Origin of the sequence: Curtobacterium flaccumfaciens (assembly GCF_013359815.1) — a bacterium.
In the GTDB taxonomy this organism is placed as follows: Bacteria; Actinomycetota; Actinomycetes; order Actinomycetales; family Microbacteriaceae; genus Curtobacterium; species Curtobacterium flaccumfaciens.
On record NZ_JABMCF010000040.1, the window covers coordinates 204,113 to 226,311 of the forward strand.

A 22,199-nucleotide genomic window follows, 5' to 3' on the forward strand; every position below is an offset into this window, starting at 1 on the left:
GATGGATCTCCCCGTTCTCTGGTTCGCGATCGTCGGCGTCTTCTTCGTCGGCTACTTCGTCCTCGACGGATTCGACTTCGGTGTCGGTATGTCCCTGCCGTTCCTCGGCAAGGACGACACCGACCGTCGGGTCCTGATCAACACCATCGGCCCGGTCTGGGACCTCAACGAGACCTGGGTCATCGTCGCCGGGGCGTGCCTGTTCGCGGCGTTCCCGGAGTGGTACGCCACGATGTTCTCCGGCTTCTACCTGGCGCTGCTGCTCATCCTCGCTGCACTCATCCTGCGAGGGGTGTCGTTCGAGTACCGGCACCAGAACAAGCACCTCGAGTGGAAGCGCCGCTTCGACCTGATGATCATCGTCGGCAGTGCCGTGCCGTCGTTCCTGTGGGGCGTCGCGTTCGGCAACATCGTCCGTGGCATCCCGATGGACGCCGGGCACAACTACACCGGCACGATCTTCGACCTGCTCAACCCGTTCGCGCTGCTGACCGGTGCCGCGACGCTGCTCGTGTTCTTCACCCACGGGGTCGTCTTCGTCGCGCTGAAGACCGAGGGCGACATCCGCGTCCGCGCCAAGCGTCTGGCGACCCGGGCCGGCATCGTCACGATCGTCGTCGGTGCCGCGTTCCTGGTGTCGATGGCCTTCGTCCGGGCCACCCCGGCCTCGCTGGTGCTCTCCGTGGTCGCCGCGCTCACCCTGGTGCTCGCGGTGCTCTGCAACGCCTGGGGCAAGGAGGGGCGTGCCTTCACCCTGATGGCGGTCACCATCGCCGCGATCGTGCTCGCGATGTTCACGGCGATCTTCCCCGACGTGATGCCGGCCTCGAACGACGTCGCGAACAGCCTGAACGTGTACAACGCCTCGTCCGGGTCGTACACGCTGACCGTGATGAGCTGGGTCGCGCTGATCTTCGTGCCCCTGGTCTTCGCGTACCAGGCCTGGACCTACTGGGTGTTCCGCAAGCGCGTCTCCCGCGCCCAGGTCACCGCGGCCGCGCACTAGGCGGACGACGATGAAGCCCCTCGACCCCCGACTCCTGCGGTTGTCCCGGACGGCGCGCGGCTTCATCGTCGCTGCCGCCGGCACCGGTGTCCTCCGCACGCTCGCGACCATCGCGATCGCGTGGGGGATCGCCGCGGCCGTCACCCTCGGGGTCGACGCCGTCGGCGACGGCAGGGTGCCGGCGGCGTTCGGGCAGGCGCTCGCGTTGCTCGGCGGGGCGTTCGCCCTGCGTGCGGTGGCCGCGTGGGCGACCGACGACCTGGCGGCACGCGCTGCGGCGAAGGTGAAGAGCGAGATGCGCACGTCGGTGCTCGCCCGCGCCGCTGAGCGCGGCCCGTCGTGGCTCGCGGGCCGGTCGAGCGCCGGCTTCGCCACCACGCTCGGCCCCGGGCTCGACGCACTCGACGCCTACTTCGGCCGGTACCTTCCGCAGCTCGCGCTCACCGCGATCGCGACGCCGATGCTCCTCGTCGCGATCGGCCTGGGCGACCTGACCAGCGGGCTGATCATCCTGTTCGCCCTGCCGGTGATCCCGGTCTTCATGATCCTGATCGGCCTGGCCACGCAGTCGCTGCAGCGGAAGCAGTCGGACGCCCTCGCGAAGCTGGGTGGCGCCTTCACCGAGGCCGTCGAGGGGCTCGCCACGCTCAAGGTCTTCGGCCGTGCGCGCCGCCAGGTCGGTCGCATCGGGGCGGTCACCGACGAGTACCGTCGCGGCACGATCGGCGTCCTCCGGCTGTCGTTCGTGAGCGGCTTCGCGCTCGAGCTCGCCGCGAGCCTGTCCGTCGCACTGGTCGCCGTCTCGATCGGCATCCGCCTGGTGGACGGCTCGCTCGGCCTCGGTGCCGCGATGTTCGTGCTCGTGCTGGCACCGGAGGCCTTCGCCCCCATCCGCCAGGTCGGCGCCGACTTCCACGCCGCCCAGGACGGCGTCGAGGCGTCGGCCGCGGTGCTCGACGTGCTGGCCGACGACGAGACCGCATCGCTGTCCGCGACCGGCAGCAGCGGGACCGACACGGACACCGCAGCACCCGCCACCGCCGTGGACGTCCGGGGGCTCACCGTCCGCGGGCTCACCGTCCGCCGACCCGACGTCGTGATCGGGCCGTTCGACCTGCACGCCGAGCCCGGCACCGTCGTCGTGCTGGCCGGCCCGAGCGGTTCCGGCAAGTCGAGCATCATCGCCGCCCTCCGCGGTGTCCTGCCGCACGACGGTGCCGTCACCGTGCCCGGCCCGGCCGGCGCGTCCGTCGCCGAGCGCACCACGTGGGCCGACCAGCGCCCGCGTCTCGTCCGCGGGACGATCGCCGAGAACGTCGCGCTCAGCGCGACCCCCGACGACGCCGACGTGCGCACCGCCCTGAGCGACGCAGGGCTGGGACTCGACCCGGGCCTCCCGGTCGGCGCCGGTGGCAGCGGACTGTCCGGCGGCCAGGCACAGCGCGTCGCCGTCGCCCGCGCGCTGTACCGCGCGCGCCGCGCCGGCACGCCCCTCGTGCTGCTCGACGAGCCGACGTCCGCGCTGGACGTCGAGGCCGAGGAACGCGTCATCGCGGCAGCCCGTGGCCTGGCGACCGACGGCGCCGTCGTCATGGTCGCCAGCCACCGGCCGGCGGTCGTCGCAGCGGCGGACGTCCGCGTGGACGTCCGCGCCGGCGGGTCCGTGACGGTCCGCAGGGGGGTGCGCGCATGAGCCGGGAGGCCCGTGGCGGCTCCGTCCTGCGGCTCGCGATGCCGCACGGGTCGGGTTGGGCGAAGGCGGTCGCCGCCGGGTCGCTCAGCGCGGTCTGCGCCGTCGCGCTCCTCGCCGCGAGCGGCTACCTGATCACCCGTGCCGCCGAGCACCCGCCGATCCTGTACCTGACGCTCGTGATGGTCGGGGTGCGTGCGTTCGCGCTGGGGCGTGCCGTGCTGCGGTACGTCGACCGGCTCGCCGGGCACGACGCGTCCTTCCGGCAACTGGCCGTGGTGCGGACGGAGATGTACCGGCGGCTCGCGACGATCGCGCCCGCGGGGCTCGGGCGGACCGGACGCGGTGACCTCATGACGCGCCTGGTGACCGACACCGACCGGCTGCAGGACCTGCCGATCCGCGTCGTCGGGCCGCTCGTCTCCGCGGGGGTCGTCGCGGTGCTGTCGGTCGTCGCCGTGGCGCTCGTGTCGGTGCCGGCGGCGCTGGTGCTCGTCCTCGCGCTGGCGGTCGCGGCCCTGGTCGGCACGATCGTCACCCGGTCGATCGCCGAGCGCTCGGACCGCGAGACCGCCGCCGACCGGGGTCGCGTCGCGGACCTCGTGCTCGACACCGTCCGGACGCTCGACGTCTTCGCCGCGTACGGCACCCTCGACGAGCGGCTCGCGCACATCGCCCGGCTCGATGCGCGCGTCACCCGGGCTGTCCGGCGCCGTGGCACGGTCGAGTCGCTCGTCGGTGCCCTGGTCGGCCTGGTCGGTGGCGGTGCGGTGATCGGGGTCCTCGCCGTCGGTGCCCCCGCGGTGGTGTCCGGTGCGCTCGACGGTCCGCTCTGGGCCCTGGCGGTCTTCGTGCCGCTGGCGCTCTTCGAGGTCGTCGGGACCGTCCCGCTCGCCGTCCTGACGCTCCGCCGGGTGCGTGCTGCGGCCGAACGCGTCGAGCAGGTCGTGCCCGCCGAGGTGCCCGTCGGCATCGTCCCCGAGCCCGACGAGGACGCCGACCCGGTGTCGCTCGTGGTCGAGGGGCCGGTCACGCTCGCGGTGCAGGACCTGACCGTCCGCTGGCCCGGTGCTGCCGAGCCCGCGGTCGACGGGGTCTCGTTCACGCTCACCCCCGGCGAGGTCGTCGTGCTCCAGGGGCCGAGCGGTGCCGGCAAGTCGACCCTGGTCGACGCGCTCGTCCGGTTCGTGGAGCACGAGGGCTCCTACACGCTCGACGGCGTCGAGGCGAAGGCGATGCACCCCGACGCGGTGCGGGCCCGGGTCGGCCTGATCGAACAGGACCCGTTCGTGTTCGACCAGTCGGTGCGGCAGAACCTGCTCTTCGCCCGCGAGACCGCGACCGACGAGGAACTGCTCGCCGTGCTCGACCGGGTCGGCCTGGGGGAGTGGGTCGTCCGGCGGGGCGGGCTGGACGCCTCGGTCGGGGAACGCGGCGTGCTCGTGTCCGGCGGCCAGGCGCACCGGCTCGCGCTCGCCCGCGCACTGCTGCACGCGTTCCCGGTGCTGGTGCTCGACGAACCGACCGCAGACGTCGACCCGGACCTCGGTGACACCGTGCTGCGTGACCTCGTCACCATGGCCCGCGCAGCGGGCCGGACAGTCGTCATCGTCTCGCACGTCCCGGTGGCGCCGGACCTGGTCGACCGCACCCTGCGGATGCGGGACGGACGCCTGCTCGCCGGGTGAGCCGACAGGCGGACGCGGGACGGGCCTCCCGGCTTGTATCGTTGACGACCGTGACCACCGAGCAGCACGCCGAGGACCCGAACGCCTACGACTTCCGTCGTATCCAGGAGAAGTGGCAGCCCCGCTGGGAAGAGCTCGGGCTCTTCACCACCGACCTCGACGACACCCGTCCGCGCAAGTACATCCTCGAGATGTTCCCGTACCCGTCCGGCGACCTGCACATGGGGCACGCCGAGAACTGGGCGCTCGGGGACTTCGTCGCGCGCTACTGGCGTCAGCAGGGCTTCAACGTGCTGCACCCGATCGGTTGGGACTCCTTCGGGCTGCCCGCCGAGAACGCGGCGATCAAGCGCGGGGTGGACCCGAAGGACTGGACCTACGCGAACATCGAGCAGCAGAAGGCGTCCTTCAAGCGCTACGCGCCGTCGTTCGACTGGACCACCGAGATCCACACCTCGGACCCCGAGTACTACAAGTGGAACCAGTGGCTGTTCCTGAAGATGTACGAGAAGGGCCTGGCGTACCGCAAGGACAGCTGGGTCAACTGGGACCCGGTGGACCAGACCGTGCTCGCGAACGAGCAGGTCCTGCCCGACGGCACCTCGGACCGCTCCGGCGCCGTCGTCGTGAAGAAGAAGCTCACGCAGTGGTACTTCAAGATCACCGAGTACGCCGACCGGCTGCTCGACGACCTGAACCAGCTCGAGGGGCGGTGGCCGGCGAAGGTCATCGCGCAGCAGCGCAACTGGATCGGCCGCTCGGTCGGTGCCGACGTCGACTTCGTGATCGAGGGCCGCGACGAGCCCGTCACGGTCTTCACCACCCGCCCGGACACGATCCACGGGGCGACGTTCCTGGTCGTCGCGCCGGACTCCGACCTGGCTGCCTCGCTGGTCGCCGACCCGTCGGTGCCGGCCTCCGTCCGTGACGACTTCGACGCCTACCTGACGGCGACGCAGAAGACGTCCGAGATCGACCGGCAGAACGCCGACCGCCCGAAGACCGGCGTGCCGCTCGGCCGGTCCGCGATCCACCCGCTCACGGGGGAGCGCCTGCCGATCTGGGCCGCCGACTACGTACTCGCCGACTACGGCCACGGCGCCGTGATGGCCGTGCCCGCGCACGACCAGCGCGACCTCGACTTCGCGCGGGCGTTCGACCTGCCCGTCAAGGTGGTCGTCGACACGAACGCCGCCGTCACCGGGGCGATCCCGGTCATCCCCGAGGGCGCGACGCTCGACGACTTCGACGTGCCGACCCTCGACCCGGTCGCCACCGGCGAAGCATTGACCGGTCAGGGCCGGATGATCAACTCCGGGCCGCTCGACGGCATGTCGAAGCAGCACGCCATCACCGCCGCCATCGCGCTGCTCGAGGAGCGCGGCACCGGCCGTGCCGCCAAGACCTACCGCCTGCGCGACTGGCTCATCTCGCGCCAGCGCTTCTGGGGCACCCCGATCCCGATCATCCACGGCGCCGACGGCACCGAGCACCCGGTGCCCGAGGACCAGCTGCCGATCGTGCTGCCCGACACCGAGGGGCTCGACCTCAAGCCGAAGGGCACGTCCCCGCTCGGTGGCGCGACCGACTGGGTGAACGTCCCGAACCCCGTCGACGGCACGCCCGCGCTCCGCGACACCGACACGATGGACACCTTCGTCGACTCGTCGTGGTACTTCCTGCGGTTCCTGTCGGCGAACGACGACACCCAGGCGTTCGACCCGGCAGCCGCGCGCCGCTGGGCTCCCGTCGACCAGTACATCGGCGGCATCGAGCACGCGATCCTGCACCTGCTCTACGCCCGCTTCGTCACGAAGGTCCTGTTCGACCTGGGGTACCTCGACTTCACCGAGCCGTTCTCGGCGCTGCTCAACCAGGGCATGGTGCTGTCCGGTGGCTCGAAGATGTCGAAGTCGAAGGGCGGCGTCTCGCTCGGCGACGAGCTCGACGCGAACGGCGTCGACGCCATCCGCCTGGTGATGGGCTTCGCCGGCCCACCGGAGGACGACATCAACTGGGAGGACGTCTCCCCGTCCGCCTCGGCTCGCTTCCTGGCGCGGGCGTACCGCCTGGCGCTCGACGTCACGTCCGCACGCGACGTCGTGTGGGCCGACGGCGACCGGGCTCTCCGCCAGGTCACGCACCGGTTCCTCACCGACGCCCCCGGGATGATGGAGTCGTTCAAGTTCAACGTCGTGATCGCGCGACTGATGGACCTGGTCAACGTCACCCGCAAGGCGATCGACAGCGGCCCCGGTGCCGGTGACCCCGCCGTGCGCGAGGCCGTCGAGACCATCGCGCTCGGGCTGAGCGTCTTCGCGCCGTACACCGGCGAGGAGATGTGGGAGCGGCTGGGCTACGAGGCCACCGTCGCCACGTACGGCTGGCGGAAGGCCGACCCGACGCTGCTCGTGCAGGAGACCCTGACGGCCGTCGTGCAGGTCAACGGCAAGGTGCGTGACTCGTTCGAGGTGTCGAAGTCGATCGAGGCGGACGAGCTCGAGCAGCTCGCACGGTCGTCGGCGAACGTGCAGCGGTACATCGGTGACCGCGAGATCGTGAAGGTGATCGTCCGGGCGCCGAAGCTCGTGAACATCGCCATCAAGGGGTAGCGACCGTCCCTGGCATCGTCCCTCCACAGTGGGGGCGTGCATGGCACCCGTGCACGGGTGTGACCTCCGGAGCCCGGCCGATCGGCCGGGCTCCGTAGCGTTCGGGGCATGTCGTCCCCGTCGTCGCCCGGACCCTGGTGGTCCCGTCTCGCGTTGTCACCGCGGGCCGCCGTGGTGCTGGCGGCTGTCGTGGTGGTGGTCGCCGTCCTCGTGGTGCTCGTCGGGGCGCTGGTGTCGGGTGGTGGCGAGGGTGCCGGAGGAACGGGCGGGGTCGTCGTGCGTGGGGCGCCGACGGCCGGTGCGGCGTCGGGCGGCCCGTCGCCGTCGGCTGGTGCGTCTGCCGGTGCTGCTCCGTCCGCTCCTGGCGCCGGGCGCGTCGTGGTGCACGTGCTCGGGGCGGTGCGGCGGGGCGGTGTCGTCGAGCTGCCGGCATCGAGCCGTGTCGGTGACGCGCTCGAACGTGCCGGTGGGGCCACCGACGACGCCGACCTCGACCGGCTGAACCTGGCCCGGGTGCTGACGGACGGCGAGCGGTTGTACGTGCCGCGGGTCGGGCAACAGGAGGTACCGGAGGCGCTCGGACCGGTGGCAGACGGTGCTGCCGCCGGGCCGACTGCCGGGGCCGGGGGCGGCGGTGGCACTGCGGGTACCGGGGTCGAGGGGTCGGCCGTCGTCGACCTGAACACCGCCGATCAGACCGCGCTCGAGACCCTGCCCGGCATCGGACCGGGGCTGGCCGGGCGGATCATCGCCTGGCGTGACGAGCACGGCCGGTTCACTGCGGTCGAGGACCTGCTCGACGTCAGCGGCATCGGCGACGTGCGCTTCGCCGAGCTCCGCGATCGCGTGCGGGTCTGAGGGGCGACGGTGCAGCTCGCGCCGAGTGCGATCGACCTGCGGGTCGCGGTGCCCGTCGCCGCCGCCTGGATCGCGACCGCCCTGCTCATCGGCGTGCCCGACCTGGCACCCGTGGTCGCCGGGGCTGCGGCGCTCCTGACGGGCGTCAGCGGCATGGTGCTCCGGTGGCGACGGGGCACCGGGGTCGTGGTGGCCGTCGCCGGGCTGCTGCTCGTCGCGGGGGCCCTGACGACGCTGCTCGCAGTGTCGGTCACCGTGGGGGAGTCCCGGCGGGCTCCGGAACCGCTGCGTGCGCTCGTCGCCGGTCCGGGGGCGGGGCACGTGGACGTCGAGGCAGTGCTGACCCGCGACCTCGTGCCGGGCGACCGCTCCGTCACCGCGTCGCTCGTGCGCGCCGACGAGCTCGACGGGCTCCGCGTGCCGATCCGGCTCGTCCCCGACCAGCACAGCGGTGCACCGGGTGCCGTGCTGGCAGCCGGTGCCCGGGTCACCGTGACCGCCGCCGTGCAGCCGGACGAACCCGGATCGGCGACCGCGTTCGTGGTGTTCCTCCGTGGCACGCCGTCGGCGGTGCCGCCCGACGGACTGCTCGGCGCCACCGACACCGCGCGACAGGCCTTCGTGCTGGCCACTGCCGACCTGCCGCAGCCCGGAGCGGCACTGCTGCGCGGACTCGCGATCGGGGACCGCTCCGGCCTCGACCCGACGACCGAGGCGGCGATGGAGACCTCAGCGCTGACACACCTGACGGCGGTTTCCGGGGCGAACTGCGCGGTGGTGGTCGGGCTCGTCGTGGTCCTCGGCCGCGCCTGTGGTCTGCCGAGAGGCCCCCGGGCCGCGGCGGCCGTCGGCGTGCTCCTGGTGTTCGTCGTGCTCGTGCGGCCCGACCCCTCGATCGTCCGGGCGACGGTGATGGCGATCGTGGTGCTCGTCGTGCACCTGGCCGGTCGACCGGTGCGGGGCGTTCCCCTCATCGCCCTCGCCGCGGTCGGCATGCTCGTCGTCGACCCCTGGTTCGCACGGTCGTTCGCGTTCGCCCTGTCCGTGCTCGCCACGAGCGGGATCGTGGTGTTCGGTCCGCCGCTCACCGAGCTCCTGGCTCGTCGTGTCTGGCCTCCGGTCGCCGCAGCGCTCGCGATCCCCGTCGCGGCGCAGGTGGCGTGCTGGCCGGTGACGATCCCGCTGTCGGCGGCGCTCCCGACCTACGCGGTGCCGGCGAACCTGCTGGCGGAGCCGTTCGCGCCGGTCGTCACGGTGGTCGGGCTCGTCGCGTGTGGCCTCGCTCCGGTGTGGCCGGTGGGGGCGCAGGGGCTCGCGGCCGTCGCGTGGGTCCCGGCCGCCGCCGTCGGGGGCATCGCACACGGGGCGGCGGCCCTGCCCTACGCCTCGGCACCTTGGCCGGCCGGGGTGCTCGGTGTGGCCGCCGCCGTGCTCGTGTGCGGCTGCATCGCGGTCGCCGTGCTGGTCCGGGGGCAGCTCGGCTCCCGGCTGCTGCTCGCCGCGGGGGTCGTGGTCGTGGTCGGTGTCGCAGCGGTCACCGTTCCGGTGCTCGTCGTCCGGGGCTCGGTACCGGGCGACTGGTCGGTCGCCGCGTGCGACGTCGGGCAGGGGGACGCCGTGCTGCTCCGCGGCGATGACGCCGTCGCGCTCGTGGACACCGGCGACGACGAGGAACGGCTCCGGGCGTGCCTGGACCTGCTCGGGGTCACGCGGATCGACCTGCTCGTCCTGACGCACTTCGACCGCGACCACGTCGGTGCGGTGGGCGCGGTGACCGGCACCGTCGAGACCGCCCTGGTCGGACCCGTCGGCCGTGCGTCGGACGAACGGGTGGTCGACGACCTCCGACGTGCCGGTGTCGACGTCCGAACGGCCGATGATCGCGTCTCCGGAACCCTCGGGCCGCTCGCCTGGCGCGTGGTGTGGCCGCTGGTCGGCGATCGTGCCGCCGGCAACGACGCGAGCATCGTGCTGGCCACGGGACCGGCGGACGGAGACTCCTGTCCGGCGTGCCTGACCGGGGTGTTCCTCGGCGACCTGGGGGAGTCGTCGCAGCGTCGGCTCCGGATCGCCGGGGCGCTGCCGGTGGGGCCGATCGACGTCGTGAAGGTGGCGCACCACGGCTCGGCGGACCAGGATCCGCAGCTCTACCGGGAGCTCACGGCGCGGGTCGGGCTCGTCGGGGTCGGCGCGGACAACACCTACGGACACCCGACGGCATCGGCCCTCGGCATGCTCGAGGCCGCGGGGACGCTGCCGCTCCGCACCGACGAGCTCGGCACCCTGGTGCTCGCCCGGTCCGGCAGCGACGAGGTGCGGGTGTGGACGGAGCGCTCGTCGTCGGCGGCCGCCCGTAGGATCGACGGTGCACCACTCGACCCGGCACCGTCCGGGCCGGCACCACCGGAAGGACCACATGGCCGCCAAGAAGCCCGCGCGCGCCGCAGCGAAGATCGACCAGGTGCCCTGGTCGGGGATCCGTCCGGCGCCCGTCGTGCTCATCACGGGGCCCGAAGCGTTCCTCGCCGACCGCGCGCGCGGTGTGCTGAAGGACCTGCTGCAGGGCGAGGACCCCGCGCTCGAGGTGCACGACCTCGAAGCCGACCAGTACGCCCCCGGGCTCCTCGCCACCCTCGCCAGCCCGTCGCTGTTCGGCGAGCCGCGACTCGTGCAGGTCACGAACGTCGAGAAGTGCACCGACGCCTTCATCACCGAGACGATCTCGTACCTGCAGGCCCCCGCCGACGACGTCACCCTGGTGCTCCGGCACGGGGGAGGCGTGCGCGGCAAGAAGCTCCTCGACACGATCCGCAGCGGTGTCGGCGGCGGGGTCGAGGTGCTGTGCGACGAACTCAAGCGCGAGACCGACCGCATCGACTTCGTGAACGCCGAGTTCCGTGCCGCACGACGCCGGATCGCGCCCTCCGCCGTCCGCACCCTGGTGACCGCGTTCGCCGACGACCTCGCCGAACTCGCCGCCGCGTGCCGACAGCTCCTGGCGGACGAGGCTGAGGAGATCACCGACAAGGTCGTCGACAAGTACTACGGCGGCCGTGTCGAGACGAACGCGTTCAAGGTCGCCGACATCGCGCTCGCGGGCCGGTCGGCACCGGCGATCGTCGAGCTGCGGCACGCCCTGGCCACCGGCGAGGCACCCGTGCCGATCGTCGCCGCGTTCGCGAGCAAGATCCGCACGATGGCGAAGGTCAGCGCCTTCCGGGGTCCGAGCGGGCAGGCGGCCTCGGCGCTCGGCATGGCGCCGTGGCAGGTGCAGCGCGCGCAGCGTGACGTCGCCGGCTGGAGCGAGTCCGGGCTGGCCAACGCGATCATCAGCATCGCCGAGGCCGACACCGCGGTGAAGGGTGGCTCGCGCGACGCGCACTACGCGCTCGAGGTCATGGTCCGCACCATCGCCCGACGCGGCGAGCCCCGCTGAGGCGAGTCGGGCCTCCCGGCTGTCCCGCGCCGGTCGGCCGGCACTTCGTGAGCAGAAACGGTCGGGTGCGCCCTCGCGACCCGACCGTTTCTGCTCACGAAGCGAACCAAAAGCCCCACACACGACGAAGGCCCCGCACCAACGGTGCGGGGCCTTCGGACCAGAAGGGTCAGGACGTCAGAGCGACGAGACCTTCTTCGCGATGGCCGACTTGCGGTTCGCGGCCTGGTTCTTGTGGATGACACCCTTGCTCACGGCCTTGTCGAGCTTCTTCGACGCGAGGGCCAGGGCGGCAACGGCCTTGTCCTTGTCACCGGCGGCGACGGCGTCGTTGGCACGACGGATGTGCGTCTTGAGCTCCGACTTGTACGCCTTGTTGCGCTCGGTGGCCTTGAGGTTGGTCTTGATGCGCTTGATCTGCGACTTGATGTTCGCCATGAATTGCTCCTGCTCGTCTCGTACGGGTGGGCGCGACCGCAGGGTAGAGGGGCCCTTGGTCGCATCGCGTTCCACCCGTGGGCGGGGAACGCGGAAGCCAGCCACCAACACTACCAGGCAAGCGGGCTGCCACCAAAGCACGAAACACCGCCGGATCGGCGGAAGCCCGCGGCCGACCGCGCCGAAACCCCACGGCAACACGCACCGGATACCGTGACGGACATGCCCTCCCTCGCACCGCGCATCGACACCGTGCCCGCCTCCGGCATCCGGAGGGTCTTCGAACAGGCAGCCCTGCTGCAGTCGAGCGGCACGGACGTCACGATGCTCGTGATCGGCGAGCCGGACGTCCCGGTGGCGCCGCACATCGGCGAGGCGGCCCGTCGTGCCTGGACCGAGGACCGCACCGGCTACACCCCGAACGGCGGGATCGCGCCCCTCCGCGAGGCCGTCCGCGACAAGCTCCGCCGTGAGAACCGGATCGAGGCCGACCTCGAGCAGATCTGGATGACGATCGGTGCGACGCAGGCGCTGTTCCAGGCGATGACGCTGACGCTGAGCCCGGGCGACGAGGTGCTCGTGCCGGACCCCGGCTACACGACCTTCACGATGAACGCCCACATCATCGGGGCGACCCCGGTGCCGTACCGGCTGGAGCCGCAGCACGGGTTCGAACCCGACCTGCAGGCCCTCGAGGCGAGCGTCACCGAGCGCACCCGGGTCCTGATCGTCAACTCGCCGTCGAACCCGCTCGGCTCGGTCTTCGGCGAGGAGACCCTGCGCGCGCTGCTGGCCTTCGCGAAGCGGCACGACCTCTGGGTCATCAGCGACGAGGTCTACGAGTACTTCACCTACGGCACCCGGCACGTCAGCCTGGCGGCGCTCGACGAGGACGACCGCGTGTTCTCGGCGTTCTCGCTCAGCAAGACGTACGCGATGACCGGCGTCCGCGTCGGCTACCTCGTCACGCCGAAGGGGCTCGGCGCGACGATGCGGACCACGCAGGAGGCCATGATCAGCTGCGTCGCCGAACCCGACCAGTACGCGGCCCTCGCGGCGATCGTGGGGGACCACTCCGCGGTGCGCGACGCCCGGGAGCACTACCGCGCGAACCTCGAGGTCGCGAAGGAGACGCTCGACGCCGCCGGCATCCGGTACCTCGACCCGCGCGGGGCGTTCTACCTGTGGATCGACATGTCGCACGCGTCCGACGGGGACATCGCGGAGTGGGCGCTCGGGTTCCTGCAGCGTGAGCGGGTCGCCGTCGCACCGGGCAGCGCTTTCGGACGCACCGGCGAGGGGTGGATCCGTGTCTGCCTCGCAGCCACCGCCGACGATCTCCGGCGTGGCCTCGGCGCCCTGCCGGCTCCGGCGCACGCGACCGTCTGACGCGCGGTCCACACGGCCAGGAGGCCCGGTGCCGGTCGGCAGGACGGCGCACGGTGCGCGGTCCTCCACCTGGTGCGAGGATGCTCGCCCCGTGCCGCGCAGCATCCGGTCACCGGGCGGTCAACGGCGCACGGACCCGCCGACCTCGCACCGTGCGGGGTCCAGCACGCCGACGCGAGAGCGCACCGGGAGCGGATCAACCGCGCACCGTGCGCGGCTGACGCGCGCCGTGCCTCCAGGGCGGGTGAAGCGTGGGAGACTGTTGCGACCGTCCGACCCACCTGAGGAACCGTGAGCCCACAAGCATCCGCTCCGCTGGAGCCCGCAGCGACCCCGGCCGACGCGATCCGCAACTTCTGCATCATCGCGCACATCGACCACGGCAAGTCGACGCTGGCCGACCGCATGCTGTCGATCACCGGCATCGTCGAGGACCGCGCGATGCGTGCGCAGTACCTCGACCGCATGGACATCGAGCGCGAGCGCGGCATCACGATCAAGTCGCAGGCCGTACGCATGCCGTGGGAACTCGACGGTGAGACCTTCGCGCTGAACATGATCGACACCCCCGGGCACGTCGACTTCTCGTACGAGGTCTCGCGCTCCCTGGCCGCGTGCGAGGGCGCGATCCTGCTCGTCGACGCCGCCCAGGGCATCGAGGCGCAGACGCTCGCGAACTTGTACCTGGCGCTCGAGAACGACCTCGAGATCATCCCGGTCCTCAACAAGATCGACCTGCCGGCGGCCGAACCGGACAAGTACGCCGCCGAGCTCGCACAGCTCATCGGTGGCAAGCCCGAGGACGTCCTCCGGGTGTCCGGCAAGACCGGCGTCGGCGTGCCGGAGCTCCTCGACCTGGTCGTCCGTCGTGTTCCGGCCCCCGTCGGCGACGCCGAAGCGGCGCCCCGCGCGATGATCTTCGACTCGGTCTACGACAGCTACCGCGGCGTCGTCACCTACGTCCGCATGATCGACGGCACCATCTCGCCCCGCGAGAAGGTCCAGATGATGTCGACCAAGTCGACGCACGAGATCCTGGAGATCGGGGTCTCGAGCCCGGAGCCGAAGCCCACGAAGGGGCTGTCCGTCGGCGAGGTCGGCTACCTGATCACCGGTGTGAAGGACGTCCGCCAGTCCAAGGTCGGCGACACCGTCACGAGTGCGCAGAAGCCCGCGACCCAGGCACTGCCCGGCTACACGGACCCGAAGCCGATGGTGTTCTCGGGTCTCTACCCGATCGACGGCAGCGACTACCCCGTGCTCCGCGAGGCGCTCGACAAGCTCAAGCTCTCCGACGCCGCACTGGTCTACGAGCCGGAGACCTCGGTCGCGCTCGGCTTCGGGTTCCGCTGCGGGTTCCTCGGGCTGCTGCACCTCGAGATCATCACCGAGCGGCTGTCGCGCGAGTTCGGCCTCGACCTCATCACCACGGCCCCGAGCGTCATCTACGAGGTCACGACCGAGGACAACGCCGTGACCGAGGTCACGAACCCCTCGGAGTTCCCGACCGGGCGCATCGTCGAGGTCCGCGAACCGATGGTCCGCGCCGCGATCCTGGCACCGAAGGACTACGTCGGCGCGATCATGGAGCTCTGCCAGCAGCGCCGCGGCTCCCTGCTCGGCATGGAGTACCTCGGCGAGGACCGCGTCGAGATCCGCTACGAGATGCCCCTCGGCGAGATCGTCTTCGACTTCTTCGACCAGCTGAAGAGCAAGACCCAGGGCTACGCGTCGCTCGACTACGAGCCCACCGGCGACCAGGCCGCCGACCTCGTCAAGGTCGACATCCTGCTGCAGGGCGACCAGGTCGACGCCTTCAGTGCGATCGTGCACCGCGACAAGGCGTACGCCTACGGCACGCTCATGACGGAGCGGCTGCGCAAGCTCATCCCGCGCCAGCAGTTCGAGGTGCCGATCCAGGCTGCGATCGGCGCCCGCATCATCGCCCGCGAGAGCATCCGCGCGATGCGCAAGGACGTCCTGGCGAAGTGCTACGGCGGTGACATCACCCGCAAGCGCAAGCTCCTCGAGAAGCAGAAGGAGGGCAAGAAGCGCATGAAGACCATCGGTCGGGTCGAGGTCCCGCAGGAGGCCTTCATCGCGGCGCTCTCCGGCGACGTCGAAGAGAAGAAGAAGTAGCGCCGGTTCAGCCGGTTTCGCGCTGAGCGACACCTCACGCACCGTGACCGCCGTGATCTGTCGGTGCGCGCGAAAGTCCGGTGCGCGGTCAGCCGGTCCGGCGGGCGCGGGCCCGCAGGGCGGCCAGGCAGAGGGCCGGGAGGCTCGCTGCGGCCAGGCCCGCCAGTGCGGTCCGCAGGATGGCCCAGTGGGCAGCCGCGTCGAAGTCGGTCTGTTCGCCGGAGGCCACCCCGGCGACCACGGCGCCGACCACCATCGCGAGCGTCACGACCGCGAGGACCAGCGCCAGCCGGCGGCCGCGATCACGCCGCACCGCCGACACCAGTGCGGCGCCGAACAGCAGCACCCCGGCGCCGGCGCAGCTCGCCCCGACGGCGGCGATGACGTTCGCGGTGTCGAAGCCGTTCCACGACTCGGGGGCGATCGCAGCGGTGGCGTACCGGGCGGGCGACGCCGCAGCCGAGGTCGTCACGTCCACCAGCACCCGGGCGGACGCCGCCACGCCGAACGCGACGAGCGTGAGCGCGGCGAGGACGGCGGTCCGGCGGTCGACGGACCGCGGGCGGGCGGGGGTGGGACGGGGCACCTGCTGACGATAGCCGCGGGGCGGACGGTTGTCGGGCCTCCAGTTCGGGGTGCACGGCGGGTGGGCCGACCAGGCGGAGGTGAGCACGGATCGGTTCGATCCGGGGCGGCCCGCCCAAGTACCATGGCAGCATGAGCATCCGCGGGAGCTACCGGACCGCCCTGACGTACGGCGCGGTGGGGGCGACCCAGGCGTCGGACCTCATGACCTACCCGCCGGACGGCTTCACGCCGGCCGAGTCGCGCGCGCGGATCGGACACGGCGACCAGCGGTTCGAGACCGCCGTCGTGCAGGCGCTCACGTGGCAGATCCAGGAGCGCAGCGGTGTCCGTGTGCGCGTCGAGGAGCAGCCCGACGACGACGAGGTCCGGTACAACCCGGTGACCTTCGACGACGACGGTGTGCCGATCGCGCCGGCGTCCATCGGGACGCCCCGTGTCGAGAAGTTCGCGCCCGACGGCACCCCGCTGCTGACGGCGGGCACGAGCGCGACGCTGACGATCCACGCGTTCGGGCAGACCGTGCTGGCACCGGTGCGCGTCGTGTCGATCATCGACGAGCACGACCGCAAGGGCTTCGCCTACGGCACGCTCGAGGGGCATCCGCTCTCCGGCGAGGAGTCGTTCGTCGTCGAGCGCACCCCGGACGGCTCGGTGTGGCTGCAGGTCCGACAGTTCTCGCAGCCGGCGAGCCGGAAGTGGCGCTTCGTGGCGCCGTTCGTGCGGCGGCAGCAGAAGGTCATGGCGGAGAAGTACCTGGCGGCGTTGCGGGGCGACTAGGCGTCGCGGTCGCTGGCGGTCGCTGGCGGCTGCTCGCTCCCGCTCCTCAGCGGAGCGGTGGGAGTGCGGCGATCGCGTCCTCGATGAGGGCGGCGTCCTGCTGGCAGTCGCGTGCGACGGTCACGGCGTTCGTGTGCCGCAGCGCATCGACGTCGTAGACACCCGTCGCCACGGCCAGGAAGGGGATGCCCGCGGCGTCCGCGGCCTCGCCGTCGCGCGGGGTGTCGCCGACGATGACCGCCCGGGTGCCGACCAGTTCGGCGGCGGCGCGCAGGGTGACCCCGGCCCGCTCGACCTCGGTGTCGCCGAAGTACGAGTGCTCCCAGTCGAAGACGTCGGGGTCGAACCCGGCGCCGGTGAGCTTCACCCGGGCGCGGTACTCGGAGTTGCCGGTGAGCAGGCCGTTGCGCCAGCCGAGTTCGGCGAACCGGGCCAGGAGCGCCTTCGCACCGGGGACCGGGCTGCGGTGGTCGCCGGACGCGTGCCGTTCGGCGGTGAGGTCGTGCAGGTGCCGGCTGACCGAGGGGATCAGGGTGTCCTTGAAGGCGTGGGCGCGCACGTGCTCGGCGATGAGCCCGGCGTCGGTCCGGCCGTGCTGGTGTCCGACCCGGAGGGTGAGGTCGCGGCCCACCGCCCGCTCGAGGGCGAGGTGGTAGAGGTTGCCCGGGGACGAGGCGTTCATCACGAGGGTGCCGTCGATGTCCCACAGGACCGTGGTGGGGACGGGATGGTGCTCCATGGCTCCATCATGACGGAGAATGGAGCCCATGCCGAGTGCTCTCCCGATCGCCGATCCAGCACCAGCGGACGGCCTGATCACCCCGTGGGCGGCAGCGGGCTCCGCTGCCGGGCCGGGGGCTGCTCCCGCCGCCGGTGACGTCCCCTTCGGCGTGTACGTGCACGTGCCGTTCTGCCGAGTGCGCTGCGGCTACTGCGACTTCAACACCTACACGGCGTCGGAGCTCCGCGGCGTCCGTCGCGACGACTACGCCGGGCACGCCGTGCGCGAGATCGAGTGGGCCGCGACCGTCCTCGATCGTTCCGGTGTGCCGCGGCGGCCGGTGTCGACCGTCTTCTTCGGCGGCGGCACCCCGACCATGCTGCCGGCGTCCGACCTGGCGATGATCCTCCGTGCGATCGACGACACCTGGGGCATCCTGCCCGGGGCAGAGGTCACCACCGAGGCGAACCCGGACTCGGTCGACGCGGCGTCGCTCGAGACCCTGCGGGCCGGCGGCTTCAACCGGATCAGCTACGGCATGCAGTCCGCCGTGCCGCACGTGCTCGCCACGCTCGACCGCACGCACGACCCGCTCCGGGTCCCCGTCGTCGTCGACCTCGCGAAGCAGCAGGGACTCGACGTCTCGCTCGACCTCATCTACTCGACGCCGGGGGAGTCCCTCGCCGACTGGCGGACCTCGCTCGACGCCGCGATCGCCTGCGAGCCCGACCACGTGTCGGCGTACTCGCTCATCGTCGAGGACGGCACCGCGATGGGCCGCATGGTCGCCCGCGGCGAGCTCCCCGCCCCCGACGACGACCTGGCCGCCGACATGTACGAGCTCGCTGACGAGGTGCTCGGCGACGCGGGCTACTCCTGGTACGAGGTGTCGAACTGGGCGCGCGGCGACGCGCACGCGAGTCGACACAACCTGTCCTACTGGAAGGGCCACGACTGGTGGGGTGTCGGCCCCGGCGCGCACTCCGCCGTCGCCGGCACGCGCTGGTGGAACGTCAAGCACCCGGCCGCGTACGCGAACCGGGTGCTGTCGGGGGAGTCGCCGGCCGCCGGCCGCGAGACCATCGACGACGAGACGCGGTACGTCGAGCGCCTGCTGCTGGCGGCGCGGGTCCGCGGGGAGCTCGCGACGAGCGAGATCCGCCAGGAGGCCCGTGGCCGGGTCGCCGGCCTCATCGCGCGCGGACTCGTGGACGGGTCGGCCGCGGTGCGGGGTCGGATCGACCTGACCCTGCAGGGTCGCCTGCTCGCCGACGCGGTGGTGCGGGAGCTGCTCGACTGAGGGGCGTGCGCACTGCTTGGTGCGCACTGCGTGCCGCTGCCGCTACTGCTTGATGAACTCGATCGAGAGCGGGTAGCGGTAGAACTGGCCTTGGTTCGCGGCGACCGCCGCCATGATGCTGAAGATCAGCGACACGATCGCAGCGGCGAGCACGATCAGGACCCCGATGCCGAACACCGAGGTGAGCGAACCGACGAAGTACGCGATCGCCATCGTGATGTGGAAGTTCAGGGCGACCCGGGTGTGCTCCCGGATGAAGCCGCCTCGATCGCGGAGGACCAGGTAGGCGACGAGCGGCGCGACGACGGTGAAGAAGATGCCACCGATGTGCGTCAGCGTGGCCCACAGGCGCTGGTCCTCCGGGCTCATCGGCTGGGGCGGGGTGTAGCCGGCCGGGTACTGCGGCCCGCCGGGGTACTGGGTCCCGCCGGGCTGCTGGGGGCCACCGGGGCCGTGGCCGTACGGGCCGCCGGGCTGCTCGGGTCCGGGGCCGTCGGGCTGCTGTCCGTAGGTCATGGCGGAAGCGTACCGGCCGACCGCCCGGAAGTCCCGGGCCGTCAGCGGTCGGGCGTAGGATCAGCAGTCGACACGTCCGAGTGCCAGGTCGATCGGGAAAGGAGGCGCTCGTGGTCAGTGAACGCAGCCTCGAGGTCCTCAAGGCCATCGTGCGCGACTACGTGGCGTCGCGTGAACCCGTCGGGTCGAAGACCATCGTCGAGCGGCACGCCTTCGGGGTCAGCGCCGCGACGATCCGCAACGACATGGCCCTGCTCGAGGACGAGCAGCTCATCGCCGCACCGCACACCTCGTCCGGCCGGGTGCCGACCGACAAGGGGTACCGCGTCTTCGTGGACCACCTGGCGGGTGCCCGTCCGCTCTCCAGCGCGCAGCGGCACGCCATCGAGACCTTCCTCGGCGCCCCGAACGACCTCGACGAGGTCCTCGGGCGCACCGTCCGGCTGCTCAGCCAGCTCACCAACCAGGTCGCCCTGGTGCAGTACCCCTCGATGGTGCGCGCCCGGGTGCAGCACGTCGAGCTCGTCCGGCTCGGTGACGCCCGGTTGATGGTGGTACTCATCACCGACACCGCCCGCGTCGAACAGCGCGTGGTCGAGACCGACGTCCCGCTCGACGAGGACTCGCTGGGTGAACTCCGCACCGTGGTGAACGGCGCGACGGTGGGGCTCCTGCTGCAGGACGTCCCGACCGCGCTCCGAGCCGTGCCGCAGCAGCTCCGCCCCGACGCCCAGACGCTCGGCGGGGTCGTCGTCGCCACGCTCATCGAGCAGGTCGCGGCGAACCGGCAGGACCGCCTGCTGATGGCCGGCGCGGCCAACCTGGCGAAGAGCGAGCAGGACTTCTCCGGCGGCCTCTTCCCGGTGCTCGAAGCGATCGAGGAACAAGTCACCCTGCTCCGGTTGTTCGGGGAGATGCAGGTGGACGACATCGCGGTGGCGGCCAGCATCGGCGTCGAGAACGCCGAGTACGGACTCGACGCCACGAGCATCGTCGCCGGCGGCTACCTGGCCGGTGGCGAGGTGGCCCGACTGGGCGTCCTCGGACCGACCCGCATGGACTACGGCACGAACATGGCCGCCGTCCGCGCCGTCGCCCGCTACCTGTCCAAGCTCCTGGGCGAACACTGACCAACCGACCGAACCCAACCGACTGAGGGATACGTGGCAGACCACTACGACGTCCTCGGCGTCCAGCGAGACGCCTCCGATGCCGACATCAAGAAGGCCTACCGCCGCCTGGCGCGTGAGCTCCACCCGGACGTGAACCCGGCACCCGACGCCGCCGAGCGCTTCAAGGACGTGACGCACGCGTACGACGTGCTGAGCGACCCCGAGCAGCGACGCCGGTACGACGCCGGCCCGCAGGCCGACAGCCCCTTCGGCGGTGGCGCCGGCGGCTTCAGCGACATCTTCGACGCCTTCTTCGGCGGCGGCGGTGGCGGCGGCCGTGGGTCGGGCCCGCGCAGCCGTGCCGAGCGCGGCCAGGACGCCCTGCTCCGCATCGAGGTCGACCTCGACGAGGTCGTCTTCGGCACCCACAAGGACGTCGAGGTGGACACGGCGGTGCTGTGCGAGACCTGCCACGGCTCCTGCTGCGCACCGGGCACCAGCCCGCGCACGTGCGACATCTGCGGCGGCTCCGGGCACATCCAGCGCCAGGTCCGTTCGCTCCTGGGCAACGTGGTGACGAGCGCCCCGTGCGGCACGTGCCGCGGGTACGGCACCGTCATCCCGAGCCCCTGCCCGACCTGCCAGGGTCAGGGCCGCGTCCGCGCACGTCGCACCGTGCCGGTGGACGTCCCCGCTGGCGTCGACTCCGGCCTGCGCCTGCAGATGCCCGGCCAGGGTGAGGTCGGCCCGGCCGGCGGCCCGTCCGGCGACCTGTACCTCGAGATCCGTGTGCGCCACGACGACGTCTTCAGCCGTGACGGCGACGACCTGCTGGCGACGCTCGAGGTCGGCATGACCGACGCCGTCCTCGGCACGACCACCACGATCGACGGCCTCGACGGTCCGGTCGAGCTCGAGATCCGTCCCGGCGTGCAGAGTGCCGACGTCCTCGTCATCAAGGACCGCGGCATCACGAAGCTGCGCGGGAACGGCCGCGGTGACCTGCGGGTCGGCGTGCAGGTCGTCACCCCGACCAAGCTGTCCCACAAGGAACGGCAGCTGGTCGAGCAGCTCGCGAAGTCGCACAAGACCACCGCCCCGCAGCTCGCCCGGTTCCAGCAGGGCATGTTCGGCAAGCTCCGCGACCGGTTCTTCAACCACTGATGGCGTCGCTGTACCTCGTCGACTCGTTGGACGGCGTCGCCGTCGGTGACCCGGTGTCGCTCGACGGTGCCGAGGGCCGGCACGCGGTCTCCGTCGCGCGCGTCCGGGTCGGCGAGGTCCTGCGGATCGCCGACGGTCGGGGCACCGTGGTGTCCGGTCCGGTCACCACGCTCGGCAAGGACACGCTGGAGCTCGCGGTCGAGACCGTCGAGCACCAGGATGCACCGCGCCCGTCGCTGACCCTCGTGCAGGCCCTGGCGAAGGGCGGCCGTGACGAGATGGCGGTGCAGGCGGCGACCGAGATCGGCGTCGACCGGGTCGTGCCGTGGTCGGCCGCGCGCAGCGTCTCCCGGTGGGACGGCGCGAAGGTCGAGAAGGGCCGTGCCCGGTGGGCAGCGATCGCGCACGAGGCCGCGAAGCAGGCGATCCGTCCGCGCGTGCCCGTCGTCGCGCCGCTGGTGACGACCGGACAGCTCGTGTCCGCGCTCGGAGCGGGGACCGCCGTCGTCCTGCTCGACCCGACCGCGACCGTGCGACTCGCCACCTGGGAACCCCCGACGGACGCCGAGGACATCGCACTCGTCGTCGGTCCCGAAGGCGGCATCGACGGCGCGGAGCTCGACCGGCTCGAGGCCGCGGGGGCCGTGCGGGTCCGACTCGGTGACAGCGTGCTCCGCACGTCCACCGCCGGACCGGCGGCACTTGCTGTCCTGCAGGCGCGACTGGGTCGCTGGTGAGCCGGACCACGCCGTCGGGCGCGTCCTA

General features: G+C 72.1%; 17 protein-coding genes and 1 pseudogene. 14 read left to right on the top strand and 4 right to left on the bottom strand.

The features are described from left to right. Position 1: 1 nt before the first annotated feature. From cydB to holA, 7 genes and pseudogenes are all read left to right on the top strand, one after another. Complete coding sequence (gene cydB / locus HP445_RS14690) at positions 2 to 1,006, top strand: cytochrome d ubiquinol oxidase subunit II (protein WP_128779697.1); 1,005 nt, start codon at positions 2 to 4, stop codon at positions 1,004 to 1,006. Positions 1,007 to 1,016: 10 nt separating this feature from the next. After that, the gene (cydD, locus tag HP445_RS14695; protein ID WP_128779698.1) at positions 1,017 to 2,699 is read left to right on the top strand and encodes a thiol reductant ABC exporter subunit CydD; all 1,683 of its coding nucleotides are present in this window, start codon (positions 1,017 to 1,019) and stop codon (positions 2,697 to 2,699) included. Then, a complete protein-coding gene (cydC, locus tag HP445_RS14700) occupies positions 2,696 to 4,384 on the top strand; it encodes a thiol reductant ABC exporter subunit CydC (RefSeq protein ID WP_128779699.1) in 1,689 nt (562 codons plus the stop codon). Before cydD ends, cydC begins: the two co-directional genes overlap by 4 nt. Before the next feature lie 50 nt (positions 4,385 to 4,434). Next, positions 4,435 to 6,996 (top strand): leucine--tRNA ligase, encoded by a 2,562-nt coding sequence (leuS, locus tag HP445_RS14705; RefSeq protein ID WP_128779700.1) that lies wholly within the window; start codon positions 4,435 to 4,437, stop codon positions 6,994 to 6,996. A 108-nt stretch (positions 6,997 to 7,104) separates the two neighbouring features. Further along, the gene (locus HP445_RS14710; RefSeq protein WP_128779701.1) at positions 7,105 to 7,854 is read left to right on the top strand and encodes a ComEA family DNA-binding protein; all 750 of its coding nucleotides are present in this window, start codon (positions 7,105 to 7,107) and stop codon (positions 7,852 to 7,854) included. 153 nt (positions 7,855 to 8,007) lie between these two features. Beyond that, positions 8,008 to 9,642 (top strand): annotated as a pseudogene (locus tag HP445_RS19020) (ComEC/Rec2 family competence protein); the annotation flags it as partial. 628 nt (positions 9,643 to 10,270) lie between these two features. Further along, positions 10,271 to 11,290, top strand: coding sequence for a DNA polymerase III subunit delta (holA, locus tag HP445_RS18720; protein ID WP_027465301.1), 1,020 nt, complete (start codon positions 10,271 to 10,273; stop codon positions 11,288 to 11,290). A gap of 177 nt (positions 11,291 to 11,467) precedes the next feature. On the opposite strand, the gene rpsT is transcribed toward holA, so the two are convergent. Then, positions 11,468 to 11,728, bottom strand: coding sequence for a 30S ribosomal protein S20 (rpsT, locus tag HP445_RS14725; RefSeq protein ID WP_017886662.1), 261 nt, complete (start codon positions 11,726 to 11,728; stop codon positions 11,468 to 11,470). 222 nt (positions 11,729 to 11,950) lie between these two features. Here rpsT and HP445_RS14730 point away from each other — a divergent pair, with 222 nt between their 5' ends. After that, positions 11,951 to 13,117, top strand: a complete 1,167-nt coding sequence (locus HP445_RS14730; protein WP_027465302.1) for a pyridoxal phosphate-dependent aminotransferase — start codon at positions 11,951 to 11,953, stop codon at positions 13,115 to 13,117. A 291-nt stretch (positions 13,118 to 13,408) separates the two neighbouring features. Beyond that, positions 13,409 to 15,256, top strand: a complete 1,848-nt coding sequence (gene lepA / locus HP445_RS14735) for a translation elongation factor 4 (protein WP_017886664.1) — start codon at positions 13,409 to 13,411, stop codon at positions 15,254 to 15,256. An 88-nt stretch (positions 15,257 to 15,344) separates the two neighbouring features. Here the strand turns inward: lepA and HP445_RS14740 are convergent, their stop codons facing one another. Continuing rightward, entirely contained in the window at positions 15,345 to 15,842 is a 498-nt protein-coding gene (locus HP445_RS14740) for a hypothetical protein (RefSeq protein WP_128779703.1), read from the bottom strand. 131 nt (positions 15,843 to 15,973) lie between these two features. Here HP445_RS14740 and HP445_RS14745 point away from each other — a divergent pair, with 131 nt between their 5' ends. Continuing rightward, positions 15,974 to 16,621: a DUF1990 domain-containing protein gene (locus HP445_RS14745; RefSeq protein ID WP_035808235.1), complete on the top strand. Its 648-nt coding sequence runs from the start codon at positions 15,974 to 15,976 to the stop codon at positions 16,619 to 16,621. A gap of 46 nt (positions 16,622 to 16,667) precedes the next feature. Here the strand turns inward: HP445_RS14745 and HP445_RS14750 are convergent, their stop codons facing one another. Next, positions 16,668 to 17,360: an HAD family hydrolase gene (locus HP445_RS14750; protein ID WP_164941086.1), complete on the bottom strand. Its 693-nt coding sequence runs from the start codon at positions 17,358 to 17,360 to the stop codon at positions 16,668 to 16,670. A gap of 28 nt (positions 17,361 to 17,388) precedes the next feature. Between HP445_RS14750 and hemW the strand changes: the two genes are divergently transcribed. Continuing rightward, positions 17,389 to 18,642 (top strand): radical SAM family heme chaperone HemW, encoded by a 1,254-nt coding sequence (gene hemW / locus HP445_RS14755; protein WP_111093757.1) that lies wholly within the window; start codon positions 17,389 to 17,391, stop codon positions 18,640 to 18,642. Between the two features lie 42 nt (positions 18,643 to 18,684). Here hemW and HP445_RS14760 read toward each other — a convergent pair whose 3' ends face one another. Then, positions 18,685 to 19,158 (bottom strand): DUF4870 domain-containing protein, encoded by a 474-nt coding sequence (locus HP445_RS14760; protein ID WP_241660345.1) that lies wholly within the window; start codon positions 19,156 to 19,158, stop codon positions 18,685 to 18,687. 110 nt (positions 19,159 to 19,268) lie between these two features. Here HP445_RS14760 and hrcA point away from each other — a divergent pair, with 110 nt between their 5' ends. From hrcA to HP445_RS14775, 3 genes are read left to right on the top strand one after another with little or no spacing between them, the layout of a single operon-like run. Next, positions 19,269 to 20,288 carry a heat-inducible transcriptional repressor HrcA gene (gene hrcA / locus HP445_RS14765; protein WP_027465308.1) on the top strand — a complete coding sequence of 340 codons (1,020 nt, stop codon included), beginning with the start codon at positions 19,269 to 19,271 and terminating at the stop codon, positions 20,286 to 20,288. A 33-nt stretch (positions 20,289 to 20,321) separates the two neighbouring features. Further along, complete coding sequence (gene dnaJ, locus HP445_RS14770) at positions 20,322 to 21,434, top strand: molecular chaperone DnaJ (RefSeq protein WP_017886671.1); 1,113 nt, start codon at positions 20,322 to 20,324, stop codon at positions 21,432 to 21,434. After that, on the top strand, positions 21,434 to 22,171 hold the full coding sequence (locus HP445_RS14775; protein WP_128779705.1) for a 16S rRNA (uracil(1498)-N(3))-methyltransferase: 738 nt from the start codon (positions 21,434 to 21,436) through the stop codon (positions 22,169 to 22,171). The genes dnaJ and HP445_RS14775 overlap by 1 nt, the downstream gene beginning before the upstream one ends. Positions 22,172 to 22,199 lie beyond the last annotated feature (28 nt).

Coding starts and splice junctions, on each gene's coding strand:
- cydB (WP_128779697.1), top strand. CDS start 2: ATGGATCTCCCCGTTCTCTGGTTCGCGATCGTCGGCGTCTTCTTCGTC.
- cydD (WP_128779698.1), top strand. CDS start 1,017: ATGAAGCCCCTCGACCCCCGACTCCTGCGGTTGTCCCGGACGGCGCGC.
- cydC (WP_128779699.1), top strand. CDS start 2,696: ATGAGCCGGGAGGCCCGTGGCGGCTCCGTCCTGCGGCTCGCGATGCCG.
- HP445_RS14710 (WP_128779701.1), top strand. CDS start 7,105: ATGTCGTCCCCGTCGTCGCCCGGACCCTGGTGGTCCCGTCTCGCGTTG.
- holA (WP_027465301.1), top strand. CDS start 10,271: ATGGCCGCCAAGAAGCCCGCGCGCGCCGCAGCGAAGATCGACCAGGTG.
- rpsT (WP_017886662.1), bottom strand. CDS start 11,728: ATGGCGAACATCAAGTCGCAGATCAAGCGCATCAAGACCAACCTCAAG.
- HP445_RS14730 (WP_027465302.1), top strand. CDS start 11,951: ATGCCCTCCCTCGCACCGCGCATCGACACCGTGCCCGCCTCCGGCATC.
- HP445_RS14745 (WP_035808235.1), top strand. CDS start 15,974: ATGAGCATCCGCGGGAGCTACCGGACCGCCCTGACGTACGGCGCGGTG.
- HP445_RS14750 (WP_164941086.1), bottom strand. CDS start 17,360: ATGGAGCACCATCCCGTCCCCACCACGGTCCTGTGGGACATCGACGGC.
- hemW (WP_111093757.1), top strand. CDS start 17,389: ATGCCGAGTGCTCTCCCGATCGCCGATCCAGCACCAGCGGACGGCCTG.
- HP445_RS14760 (WP_241660345.1), bottom strand. CDS start 19,158: ATGACCTACGGACAGCAGCCCGACGGCCCCGGACCCGAGCAGCCCGGC.
- HP445_RS14775 (WP_128779705.1), top strand. CDS start 21,434: ATGGCGTCGCTGTACCTCGTCGACTCGTTGGACGGCGTCGCCGTCGGT.